Here is an 11,573-nt window from a genome sequence, read left to right as displayed (position 1 = left end):
GCGCTGGAACCCGGGCTCCACCTTCGAGGTGAGCCCGACGCACGCGGCCGTCGCCGACCTCCGCTTCGCCGAGGACGGCAGCCTGTGGGTACTCTCCGGGCGGGGCATGTGGGAGCACGAGCCCGGCGTCTTCGCCAGCTACGACGTCTACGACAAGCAAGGACGCTTCGTGCGTCGCGCCCACATCCTCCTCGACGGCGACGCCGGTGAGGATGGAGTTTTCTTCGCGGGCAATCGTCTGTACCGGGTCACCGATCTCTTCGGCGCCGCCATCGCCGCCTTCAGCAGCGGTGGGACGGGCGGCGAGACCGAACAGCCGGAGTCCGACCCGGTCACCCTCATCGCCTACGAGTTGGGGCCGAGTGGTGCCGGCAAGACGGGAGCCGCCGCCGCGAAGAAGTGAGCCGCCGGCCTCGGCGGCTCCAGCTCTGGCCGGCGCGTTTCTAGGGCAGGCGGGCCAGGTCGCACTCCGCCGCGATGGAGCCGAAGGCCGGCCAGTTGCCTCTTTCCACCACCTGCGTGAAGATCTCTTTCGCCCGCGCCGTGTCGCCGTTGCAGAGGTGCCAGTTGCCGACGCCGTAGCCTTGGGTCACCAGATCCAGGTCGCTGGCTTCTGCGCTGGCGAGGAGCGATTCCGGCGGAACCTCACCCTTGTACATCAAGAGACGTCGGTGGTAGGCGCGGTTTTCCAAGATCTCCATCCCGGCATGGATGGGCTCGAGGACACGGCGTGCTTCGTCGTCTCGCCCGAGGCGCCGGTAGGTCATGTAGAGCCAGTCGCTCGTGGCGCAGCGCATGTCGTCGTTGGTCGAGAACTGCATGCACTCGCGATAGCAACGCAGCGCCGCCTCGAAGTCGCCCCGGAGATAATGCGCCAGACCCAGGTGGTACCAGATGTTCGAGTGCGTGGTGCTCCGCGGGATGTTGTAAGCATTGGGCGCGCCGTCCGGCTCGATGGCGTCGGGTAGGTTGCGGATGAGGACGGTCGCTCTCTCCAGGTCGGCGATGGCCTTGTCGAACTCGCGCACTGTGATCCAGCGGTGGCCGCGGTGGCGGAGGAGCTGGTGGGACGTAGGCCAGCGCTCGAGGCCGCGGCTGTAGACGGCGATGGCCTCTTGGTAGTGCCCGAGGTAAGCCAGGCGTCGGCCCAGCCAGACAACGCTCTCCGGATCATCCGGGTTCTGCGCGCAAGCCTGCTCGGCTGCAGCCAGATTCGCCTTCAGGACCGCCTGCTGTTCCGCCGTGAGCTCAAGCGGGTACAGAGGCTTGCCGAAGAGCGAGAGCGCTTCCGGCTCCCGCGGTGCCACGGCGACCGGGGCCTCCCGCTCCGGCGGCTCGGCTTCCTGGGGGCTCGATCCGGCGGCAAGGGCTGTAGCCGCCAGGGCCAAGACACATGACTGCGTCCGGATCGACATCGTCTATCCAAGTTCCATGCTAGCGCAGGATGGTCCAACGGCGCGCCGCGGCGGCGCCAGCCGCGGTCTGGAGCCGAACCGTGTAGATTCCCGAGGCCAGAGGCGGCGGCCGCCACGAAACGAGGTGATCTCCCGCGGGGAGGGTCGTGCTCGCGCTGCGCGCGATCCTGCGGCCGGTGACGTCGAAGAGCTCGATGTGGACCTGCTCGCTCCACGGCACGTGCACCGGGAAGTACGAGATGGACACGCCTCGCGCCGGGTTCGGACGCGGCGTTCCCAGTCCAAAGCCACTGTGTGCCAAGTCCTGGGGGCCGGTGGACGTCGGCGAATCGACGTACACATAGGTGAGACGCAGAGTCGCGAGGATTCTCCACTGATCATGGGAAACGCTGACTGTGGAATTGCACTCCGCGACGCTGCAAGTCACCTCGAGTCCGGCGGTATTCGACACCTCGATCTGGATCGTGCCCTGACCGATGAAGGGCGTGAGGTTCGGATCGGGCGCCCCCACCAGGTTCGCGCTCGCAGAGGCGCTGTCGGTCAGCTCACCGAAATCGTAGGTCTGGAGCGGGGCGATCGCCGCCGTTTGCGCATCAGATAGGAGCATCGAGGTGACCAGGTTGGCGGGAGCGGCCGCCTGCACGGTGCTCGTGAGCCCGACCGTGACCGTGTTGTTCACAGCCGCATTGTTGTCCGCCTGCACATGGAACAACCATGTACTGGTGTCGAGCAGCTCGAGGACGACGTCCAGCAGCGGTCGGGAGCCGCCGAGATCGTCGAACTGGGCGAAGAACAAGGTTCTGCCGCCGCTCGGCCCCAGGTAGTCGAACGATTGCTCTTGGATGATGGGGGGAGGACGATCCAGGAGCTCGCGCCCCCCAATGCTCGCGGCCTCCGCCCGGCCCACCAACATCAGCAACGCCGCACCATGCAGGATTCGGGAATCGGGCCGGCGCACGAGGGGGCGTAGGAGCCAAAGCAAAACACGAGGGAGGGCAGCCGCCAACATCATGGGCTCCATTCAGGAGATTCCCAGAACGCCCTGCTTTCAAGCCCACGACATGATAGTCGAGCCCCTCGAACACGTCCACGCCGTTGTCACAGGCTCGTGAAGGATGATGGAGAGCCCTACCCTGCCGAGTCGATCGATCTTGGGGGTCAACGATTGCCGGAACGCCGCCGAACGGGGAAAACCACCCAGGCTCGGCAAGAGATCGGTCGGTGAGGAGGGGTGCGCCCTGCGAAAGCAGCGTGCATTTCGTACCGCGAGGCTCCCCACCGCGTCTGCTGTACAATCGGGACGCGCCCAGCTCCATGTCGAGCCTGTTCGAGCGGCGGTTCGTACCGCCGGGCGCGGATTTCCGAGTGTCGTTAGATCGCCACGTGCTTCCGTTCTCCCCCCGGACCGCCGGCGTCCTGCGCGCCTGGGTCTCGCTGCTTCTGGCGGCGGCCGGCCTCGCAGGCTTGGTCGCCCGGGCCGGGGCCCAGACCTACGCTTGCATCGGCTCCTGGGGCGTCCAAGGCTCGCAGAACGGCCAGTTCTTCGACCCCACGGGGATCGCCATCGACCGGGCCGACAACATTTACGTCGTCGACTCGCAAAACCACCGGGTGCAGGAGTTCGACTCGGACTGCCAGTTCGTCCTCTCCTGGGGTGGATGGGGGCCGGGACGAGGAGAGTTCGACGGCCCCGTCGGCATCGCCATCGATGCGAACGGCAACATCTACGTCGCCGATCGCGGCAACAGTCGCATCGTCAAGTACGACTCGAATGGGCGGGTGCTTCTCTCCTGGGGGTCCTTTGGCTCGCGCAAGGGTCAACTGAACTGGCCGCTGGGCCTCGCGGTGGACGCGCAGAACTTCGTCTACGTCGCTGACTACCACAATCATCGCGTGCAGAAGTTCGACTCCCAGGGCCGCTACCAGCTGCAATGGGGCACCGAGGGCACCGGCAACGGGCAGTTCCTCGAACCGGTGTCGGTTCTGGTGAGTCCCGATGGCGTGGTCTACGTCGGCGACTTCGGCACCAATCGCATCCAGAGGTTCGACGACCACGGCACTTTCTTGGGCGCCTGGGGCAGCAGGGGCAGCACCGCGGGCCGGTTCTCCGGCATCGGCGGCATGGCCATGGATCGCAACGGGCGCGTGTTCGTGGCCGACATGGGGAACCACAGAGTGCAAGTGTTCGACGCGAGCGGCGGCTACTTGACCCGCTGGGGCGCCTGGGGCAAGGGCGAAGGCCAGTTCGATACTCCTGCCGGCATCGCGCTCGATTCGCGCGGCAGCGTCTACGTCACCGATGCAGTGAACTCGCGGGTGCAGCGCTTCGTCGAAACCACCGCCGCCACCTCGACCACCTGGACCCGGCTGAAGAGTCTCTACCGCTGATCAGTGGCCGCGTTTTTCCTGCAGCAAAGACTGCAGGCGACCGAGCCGCTCCGGATCGTCATTGAGGTCGAAGTAGTACCACTTGAAGGTGGCGAGATCGCGGGCGAGGGCGTCGGCCGAAAGGCTCGGGGCTCGGCGCAGGTATTCGTCCAGGTACGCCGGGAAGTCGACGAACTCCACCTCCTTGCACCGCCGCACCTGCTCCATGAGACGCCGGTCATAGGTGACGATCTCGCCCAGGATGTCGCCGAAGCGGATGCGCGCGAAGTCCTTCTTCGGTTGGGTGCCGGGTTGCAAGATCATGAAGCGCACCTGGCGCTGGAATAGGTACTGCATCGTCGGTTGCCGTTCGTGTCCCGGGCGGCCACGGCTCGGCAGCGGCGCGCGGGCGATGGTGCGATCAGTCAGGCCGTGCATCTCGATGGCGACGGGGAAGCGGCCGTAGTAGGCGAGCATCGCCTGGGCACCGAGGACGAGGAAGGCCGCGTCGGACGAGCCCAGACAGGAGGCGATGAGCTCTCCATGGGCGCGCCGCGCTTTGACGTCCGCCAACGGATAGAAGGAATGTTCGTCCACGATGCCGCGCGGCATCTTGGGCCAGCGCATGGTTCGCTCCCGCCAGATCCCGCCCGCCAAGGTTGCCAGGATGAGGAGCGTCGCCAAGGCCGTGCGCGCCGTACGCGCTTGCCGCACCGCGTGCTCGGCCAGGAGGGCGAGGAAGGGCGTCGCCGGTAGGAGGAAGCGGGCGAACATGAAGTCGCCGCCCACATACGCCGTGGTGAGAACGATGACGAGGGCGTGTGCCGCTGCCAGGAGAAGGGGGCGCGGTGCGCGGGAGCGCGCCACCAGTGCCATGCCGGCGAGAGCGGCGATGCCGAGGGCGGCGTAGTAGCGGCCGAACAGGCCGACGTAGAACCACCCTTGGCCCCAGCGCGCGTGGGCGGCCGACTTGGCGTAGTAAGCGTTGGGCAGGATGTCGTGGTAGTACGCGAGTCGCCAAACGTAGAGCGGTGCCACGAGGAGAGCAGCGATGCAACCGGCGCGCAGGAGGTCGCGGCGTGGGGTGCGGGTCAGAGTCGCGAGGGCTACACCTAAGTGCAGCAGACCTTCGGGACGCAGCAGGGCAGCGCCGGCGTAGGCCGCCATCGCTGCGTCTCGCGACCGTGAGCCACCGCCGGCGGCGAGCAGGGAAAAGCCGAGGAGGAGGAAGAAGCCATACGCCGCCGTCTCCAAGCCGCCGCTCGCGAACACGAGCGCATCCCGATGCACCGCCCAGAGGGCGGCTGCGACGGGAAGGGCGAAAACCACTGCCTTCGTCTTGTTCCCCGCCTGCGATCCCTCGACCGCCGTCTTGCTGCGCCCGGCGGAGCGATCCGCCGACTGCTTGCGGCGCGGCGCGGGGAATGCCCCTGCCGGCCAGAGGGTTTGACTGGCGCGGAGCAACAGCCAGAGGGTGGCGAGATGGAAGGGCAAGGGGAGCCACGTACCGACCACCACGGGATCGATGCCCAGTCGGGCGAAAAACCAGAGCAGGATGGTCCAGAGGAAATGAGTGTAGCCCTCGACGTGCTCGCCGGCGTTGTAGACGAGGCCGAGGCCGGCATTCGCATTGCGGACGTAGCGCAGGGTGATGAAGGCGTCGTCGCAGATCCAGGGGCGCATGATCGGCGGTATCGCGCCGGCCACGAGGAGCGTGACGACCAGGAGGAGATAGACGAAGCGAGCACGCACGCTGGCTCCAAGCGTCCGGCGCCACTGGGTGCGCCCTACACCGAGCGGGCGGCCCCCACTCCGGCAACGTAACCGCTCGCCCAGGCCCACTGGAAGTTGAAACCACCGAGCCGGCCATCCACATCGCAGATCTCGCCGCAGAGGTGCAAGCCGCTCTGCCGGCGCGATTCCATCGTCTCCAGGCGGAGCTCCGCCAGCGGCACGCCGCCGGCAGTCACTTCGGCGACGGCGAAGCCGCGGCTGCCGGTGACAGGGAGGTGCATCGCGGTGAGCAGGTTCACCAAGGCGCGGCGCGCCTCACGGGGAAGGGCGTGCCCGGTGGCGTCTGCGGGCACCTCTGCCGCGGCGCACAAAGCCCGCGCCAGACGCTCCGGCAGCAGCCGCGCGAGCCAGCCCGCCGGTCTCAGGTCTTGGAGAGACTGCAAAGCGCCATCGATCTCCGCGGGCGTCTGCCGGGGAAGCCAGCAGACGTGCAACTTCACCCCTGCATCCTGGTGCAGCGCGTCCAGATAGTGTCGGCTCATGTCCAAGACGGCGGGGCCGGAGACGCCGAAGTGCGTGCAAAGCAGCGGTCCGGTGGTTGCCGCGAGGCGCTTTCCCGGGCCCGAACGCAACTCGAGGGTGACGGGGACGGCGATGCCGCGGAGCGCGGTGAGGAAGTGCCCCCGCGGTAGCGTCAGGGGCACGAGCCCCGGAAAGAGCCGCGTCACTTCGTGCCCGAGTTGGCGCACCCAGGTATACCCCGCCCCATCGGAACCCGTCTTCGGGACACTGAGACCCCCGGTGGCGACGACGACGCGGTCCGCCTCCACGCTTCCCCACTCCCCGGAAACGCGGAAACGCCGGCGCTCCGCGCCGACAAGCGGCGGGAGAGCGGTGATCTCCTCGACGCGCCGCGGGTGGGCGATGGTGACACCGCGAGCGGTCGCTTCGCGCAAGAGCGCCTCGAGCACGGTGCGCGCGCGGTCATCGGTGGGGAAGAGCTTGCCCGTCGGTTCACGTTTCAACGCCACACCGAGAGCGCGGAAGAACTCGAGGGTTTGCTCGATGTCGAAGCGGCGCAGCACCTTCCGGATCGCCATGGGGGAAGAGCCGCTGAAATCGTTCTCGTCCACCTGCGTGTGGGTGACATTGCAACGACCACCGCCGGAGATGAGGATCTTGGCACCGAGACGGCGGGCCCCATCGAGCAGCATCACCTGTGCTTCGGGCGCAGTGCGGCGCGCCCAGATGGCGGCCATGAGGCCGGCCGCGCCCGCTCCCACCACACAAATCTCCATCGGGATACGGTACCCTCTCCTCGTACCGCTGGAAGCCCAGAAATAGAGTCGTCTCCGCTGGGGCGCCGGCGGAGCCGTGGCGAGGAATCTCGTGCCCCAGGGCGAGTTGCTTCCAGGACTGGCACGTTGTATGCGCGCGTCGCGGGTAAATACCAAGGAGTTTCCACATCTTCCGCGCGAGGGCAGGCGTCATGACCACCCTGCAACGGACTTCTGAATCCCGCAACGCCGGGAGCCGCAGACCGATTCTCACGCTGCTACTCATCGTGCTCTCGTTGCTCACCACGGCGCTGGCGTGCGACTTCCTCGTCAACGATGGCAGCCCCTCGGCGCCGAGCGATCCGCCGGCGCCGCCGGGCCCCGGCCCAGGTCCGGTGTCGGCGACGCTCACGCGCGCTCCCTACCTGCAATCCCTCGGTAGGACGGCGGTGATCCTCGCCTTCCGTACGCTGGAGGCGGTGGCAGCAACAGTGGATTACGGCGCGACGCTCGACTACGGCGCCTCGGTGACTGGGCCCGTGACGCAGACCCATGCCATCGAGATACAGAATCTGGAGCCCGGCCAGCGCTACTACTATCGGGTGCGGGCGAACGGCGAGAACCTGGCGGGTGGCAACACCTACTTCTTCGACACCGATGCCGGCCCCGCCGACGATCAGTTCAGCTTCTTCGCCACCGGCGACATCGGGGACCCGGGCGGCGAACAGGAGCTGACCGCGCAGCGCATCCTGCAAACGAGCCCGCGCGCCGAGATCGGCCTGTTGCTCGGCGACATCGTCTATCCCGACGGCGAGGCGGCAGATTACGATGCCAACCTGATGCGGCCCTGGGCGCCTCTCTTGCGCAACGTCGCCGTCTGGCCGGCCCTCGGCAACCACGACTGGCACGTGGACCCGGAGACGAACTTCCGCCTCCAGTGGTACCTGCCCAACAACGAACACTATTACTCGTTCGACCGCGGCAACGCGCACTTCATCGCCCTGGACAGCGCTTCCGGGTCGATCTACGACCGTACTCGCCAGGTCGCCTGGCTGCGCGCCGATCTGCAAGCGCACCGCAACGCCGCCTGGACCTTCGTCTACTACCACCACCCGGGTTACACGTGCACCTACAAGGGCTACGACAACGACATCATCGCGGTCTTCCACCCGGTGTTCGACGAGTTCCACGTGGACATGGTCTTCATGGGCCACGCGCACACGTACGAGCGTCTGTATCCCCTCCGGGGCAGTGACACGCCGCTCGACGTGGACCAGGAGCCCCATTACACGAACCCGAGCGGCACGATCTACATCATCAGTGGTGCAGGCAGCAAGAACGAAGGAACCACGACGCCGGATTGTGCCATCAACGCCGTGTCCATCGACCGCACCATCTTGTTCACCCACGTCACGGTGAGCGGCAACACGGTCCGCGTGCGCACCATCCAAAGCCAGACGGGGAGTGTGCTCGACGACATGACCGTGACCAAGACGGGGGTCTGAGGCGCTGAGTGCTCGGCGGCTCCCTCAGCGTCCGGTGGCGAGCACGCCGCCCTTCGAGGCTCGCCGATAGACCTCGACATAGCGCGGCACGATCGCGTCCCAGGAATAGAGCTGCTGCACCCGCAAAGAGCAGCTCCGTGCCCGGCGTACCGCGATCTCTTCGTGGTCGAGGACCCACTCCAGCTGGCCCGCCAGCGCCTCCGCATCGCCAGAGCGAAAATACATACCGTCGTTCCCCAGCACCTCCCGGTTCTCCTGGATATCGCTGCAGACGATCGGAGCTCCGGCCGTCGCCGCTTCCAGGAGGACCATCGACATTCCCTCGAACAAGGAGGGATGGATCAGGCAGGTGGAGTGCGACATCAGGTCCGTGAGGACGGCGGGCTCGTCGACGAAGCTTTGGAAGCGCACGTTGGCCCCCGCCATCTCCCGCAACTGCTGCGTGTAGGCCGGAACCTGACCGTCATCGCCGACGACGAGCAGCGGCATGTTCAGGCGGTTCACCGCCGCCAGGGCGAGATGCACCCCCTTGGTCGGGTCGATGCGCCCGGCCACCAGGAGGAAGTAGCGCCCCGGCGACAATCCATGCCGGGCGCGGATCACTTCGCCGCCATCCCCTGCCGGGCGGAGAGGGGCGGTGCCGTTCGGGATGTGGAGAACCTGGCAACCGTACTGCTCCTGGAGTTCGCGGGCATGCTGGGCCGAGACGCTGGTGATCGCTGTCGACAGGCGGGTGAAGGGGACGTTGCTGAGTCGCATGAAGAAGCGAGCGCCGGCGCTCCATTTCGCCCGCCGGTAGGCGAAGCCGTGGCTGGTCGATACCACGCGGTAACGCAGGCGCAGGATCGGTAGCAGGAACCCCGCTTCCAGGTGGTGGAGGTGGATGAGGTCGTAGCGCCCGAAGACGAGAGCGTGCAGGCCTGCCAGCAAGTTCAAGGAGAGGGGGCGCAGGTGTTTGCCGGGAAGCACGCGCAGGCGGAGCAAGCGCACCCCTGGGACAGCGTCGTTCACGGAGCGCGCACGGTCGCAGTACACCGTCGCCTGCACGCCGAGCGGCGCCAGCCGCGTGACGATCGCCTCCACGACACGGTCCGCACCGGCCCGGGAGGGCAGCCCCTTGATCCCGATGTAGGCTACTTGCATGTCCGCCTCGGCGCCAAGGCGAAGGCTCGGAAGGTGATGCGATCCCCTGTTCCCGGTCCTTCTCCTCAGGCGGAAAGCAATTGGTGAAACAAGGTCTCCAGTTTAGAGACGTGCTTTTCTTCCGCGTACGTCGTTTCGGCCAAGGTCCGCACGCGAATGGCGGCGGTTTCGATCTCCCTCGGGTGGTCCAAGAAGTGGGTCAGGCGCTCCGCGAGGTCGGTGGCGTTGCCGGGCTGGAAGAGCCAGGCCGTCGAGTGCTCGCCGACGCAATCTGCCAGAGACCCGAGGTTCGAAGCGAGCACCGGCGTGCCGCAGGCCCAGCTCTCCAGGAGCGCGTTGGGGAGGTTCTCGTACATGCGCGAGGGTAGTATCGTCAGCGTCGCCCGGCCGAGGAACTCCACCAGCTGTGGACCTTCGAGTTCCCCCACCACCTCGACGACCTCCTCCAGCCCGCGCTCCCGGATGCTCCGCTGCAGCGCCTGCACATGCCGCGCCTCCCCAGAACCGGCGATGCGGAAGCGCAAGCGCCGTGTCGGGCTGTTGCGCCGCATCAGGTCCAGGGCGTCGAGGACGACGACCAGGCCCTTGGTCGGATGGATCCTGCCGGCATAGGCGATGTAGGAGTCACGCTGGCCTGCCGGGTCGGGTCGGAAAGCGGCGGTGTCCACCGGGGAGGGGATCCAACGCAGTCTGCTCTCCGCGAACCCGGCCTCCCGCATCTTGTCGTACATGAAGCGGGAAGGCATGACGAAGACATCGATCAGGTCGAAGTAGCGGCGGTAGCGGTGGAACCAGGTGGCGAGAGCGTTCAGGCTCGAAACCGCGAAGCTGTGCTGCACGCAGCGGTAACGAATGCTGGGCCACAGATTGCCGCGCATACAGAGGGTGCACGGCTGGGAGTTGCGCGAGCAATGCCCTTCGGGACAGAGCACGGCATAGTCGGACAGGCGCACCACGATCGGGAGCCCGGCGCGCTTGAGTCCGACGAGGAGGGCGGGTGAGAGCTTGCGCAGGTAATTGAGGACGTAGGCGAGATCGGGGGCGGTGTCGGCCGCCATCCTCCCGATCGCACGCTCGACCTCGCGGGAGTAGAACAAGCGCTCCAAGGTCCGCAGCAAGGTGGACGGCGTGGATGTGTGTTCGCGGAAGTAGATAGAGTCGGCCGATCCCAGCGGCCGCACGAAGTACTTGTCGCTGGGTGTCGGCAGGTTCTTCCGGTAACGGATCGAGAAGGGCAAGATCTCGTGGCCCCGGGCCTCGAGTGCCCGGGCGGCGTTGAACAGGTAGCGTTCGGAACCGCTCGACAGGAAGTACCGGTAATTCGCCAGTAGAATCCGCATACAGAGAAAGCATACCGTCTGGCGGGCGAGACGTGAAGGTTCGCGGCTGACTGGGCACTCCGGCGCGACGTATAATGGGTCTCCCGATGCGGCGCTCGCCTCCAGGTGGTCGCGTCGGGCTGTCGGCGTGTGCGAATCGAGACCCATGGGGAAGGAGGAACCGATGGACTACAACGAGATCAAGAAGATGACCGCAGTCAAGCTGCGCGAGGTCATCGCCGCGAAGTACCCCGATGAAAAGGGCCTCGTGGGCTTGAAGAAGGAGCAGCTCGTCGATCTGCTGGCGACCAAGCTCGGGCTCGACAAGCATGCCCATGGCACGGTGGGCATCGACAAGACGGCGATCAAGCAGAAGATACGGGCGCTGAAAAAGGAGCGCGCGGAGCTGCAAGCCTCGGGCGATGCAGAGAAGCTGCGGCAGATTCGCCACGCCATCCACAAACAGAAGCACATCCTGCGGCGCGCGGTCCGGGAGGCGGACATCGCCGCGGCACACGGGAAGGCTTAGGGCTCCTCGCACCACGAGGCTTTCGTGGCCTAGCGTTCGGCTTCTCTGCTGGCCTAGCCCCGGAACATGATGGTCCGAAGCCACCAGTAGGGCGGTGTCGGCTCGACGCCGTATTGTTGCCTAACGCGCCGGGATTCCCTGCCTGGTGTCGAACCTCCGGTTGGAGAAATGTGAGAGGTCCGGCCAGCTTCCCGTCGAGCGGAAAACATCGAGAGCTCTGGCACGCTCGATCGTCGAACCACCGGTGGAGAACAGTGAGCGGTCCGGCCCGGTTCCCCCTCGAG

10 protein-coding genes are annotated in these 11,573 nt (G+C 66.6%); 4 read left to right on the top strand and 6 right to left on the bottom strand.

All coding sequences use genetic code 11. From position 1 onward, the window contains the following. Positions 1–403 (top strand): hypothetical protein (locus VFE28_03380; GenBank protein HZM15020.1); only part of this gene is annotated, 403 nt, incomplete at its 5' end. Between the two features lie 40 nt (positions 404–443). Here VFE28_03380 and VFE28_03375 read toward each other — a convergent pair. Together VFE28_03375 and VFE28_03370 are read right to left on the bottom strand one after the other, a co-directional pair. Continuing rightward, complete coding sequence (locus tag VFE28_03375) at positions 444–1,415, bottom strand: tetratricopeptide repeat protein (protein HZM15019.1); 972 nt, start codon at positions 1,413–1,415, stop codon at positions 444–446. Between the two features lie 19 nt (positions 1,416–1,434). Continuing rightward, positions 1,435–2,427: a T9SS type A sorting domain-containing protein gene (locus VFE28_03370; protein ID HZM15018.1), complete on the bottom strand. Its 993-nt coding sequence runs from the start codon at positions 2,425–2,427 to the stop codon at positions 1,435–1,437. A gap of 353 nt (positions 2,428–2,780) precedes the next feature. Here VFE28_03370 and VFE28_03365 point away from each other — a divergent pair, with 353 nt between their 5' ends. After that, positions 2,781–3,803 carry a 6-bladed beta-propeller gene (locus VFE28_03365; GenBank protein HZM15017.1) on the top strand — a complete coding sequence of 341 codons (1,023 nt, stop codon included), beginning with the start codon at positions 2,781–2,783 and terminating at the stop codon, positions 3,801–3,803. Here VFE28_03365 and VFE28_03360 read toward each other — a convergent pair whose 3' ends face one another. Continuing rightward, positions 3,804–5,534 carry a hypothetical protein gene (locus VFE28_03360; GenBank protein HZM15016.1) on the bottom strand — a complete coding sequence of 577 codons (1,731 nt, stop codon included), beginning with the start codon at positions 5,532–5,534 and terminating at the stop codon, positions 3,804–3,806. 35 nt (positions 5,535–5,569) lie between these two features. Next, positions 5,570–6,799, bottom strand: a complete 1,230-nt coding sequence (locus tag VFE28_03355) for an aminoacetone oxidase family FAD-binding enzyme (GenBank protein HZM15015.1) — start codon at positions 6,797–6,799, stop codon at positions 5,570–5,572. Positions 6,800–7,005: 206 nt separating this feature from the next. Here VFE28_03355 and VFE28_03350 point away from each other — a divergent pair, with 206 nt between their 5' ends. Further along, positions 7,006–8,298 carry a metallophosphoesterase family protein gene (locus VFE28_03350; GenBank protein HZM15014.1) on the top strand — a complete coding sequence of 431 codons (1,293 nt, stop codon included), beginning with the start codon at positions 7,006–7,008 and terminating at the stop codon, positions 8,296–8,298. A gap of 24 nt (positions 8,299–8,322) precedes the next feature. Here the strand turns inward: VFE28_03350 and VFE28_03345 are convergent, their stop codons facing one another. Then, complete coding sequence (locus VFE28_03345) at positions 8,323–9,441, bottom strand: glycosyltransferase family 4 protein (protein HZM15013.1); 1,119 nt, start codon at positions 9,439–9,441, stop codon at positions 8,323–8,325. A 65-nt stretch (positions 9,442–9,506) separates the two neighbouring features. Continuing rightward, positions 9,507–10,781: a glycosyltransferase family 4 protein gene (locus VFE28_03340; protein ID HZM15012.1), complete on the bottom strand. Its 1,275-nt coding sequence runs from the start codon at positions 10,779–10,781 to the stop codon at positions 9,507–9,509. A gap of 163 nt (positions 10,782–10,944) precedes the next feature. Between VFE28_03340 and VFE28_03335 the strand changes: the two genes are divergently transcribed. Beyond that, entirely contained in the window at positions 10,945–11,289 is a 345-nt protein-coding gene (locus VFE28_03335) for a hypothetical protein (protein ID HZM15011.1), read from the top strand. Positions 11,290–11,573: the final 284 nt, after the last annotated feature.

Source organism: Candidatus Krumholzibacteriia bacterium, assembly GCA_035649275.1.
GTDB lineage: Bacteria > Krumholzibacteriota > Krumholzibacteriia.
This window is presented reverse-complemented; position numbering and strand designations above follow the sequence as displayed.

Excerpts from the sequence above, each read along its gene's own strand:
- VFE28_03335 (HZM15011.1), top strand. The coding sequence starts at position 10,945 with ATGGACTACAACGAGATCAAGAAGATGACCGCAGTCAAGCTGCGCGAG.
- VFE28_03375 (HZM15019.1), bottom strand. The coding sequence starts at position 1,415 with ATGTCGATCCGGACGCAGTCATGTGTCTTGGCCCTGGCGGCTACAGCC.
- VFE28_03345 (HZM15013.1), bottom strand. The coding sequence starts at position 9,441 with ATGCAAGTAGCCTACATCGGGATCAAGGGGCTGCCCTCCCGGGCCGGT.
- VFE28_03350 (HZM15014.1), top strand. The coding sequence starts at position 7,006 with ATGACCACCCTGCAACGGACTTCTGAATCCCGCAACGCCGGGAGCCGC.
- VFE28_03370 (HZM15018.1), bottom strand. The coding sequence starts at position 2,427 with ATGATGTTGGCGGCTGCCCTCCCTCGTGTTTTGCTTTGGCTCCTACGC.
- VFE28_03340 (HZM15012.1), bottom strand. The coding sequence starts at position 10,781 with ATGCGGATTCTACTGGCGAATTACCGGTACTTCCTGTCGAGCGGTTCC.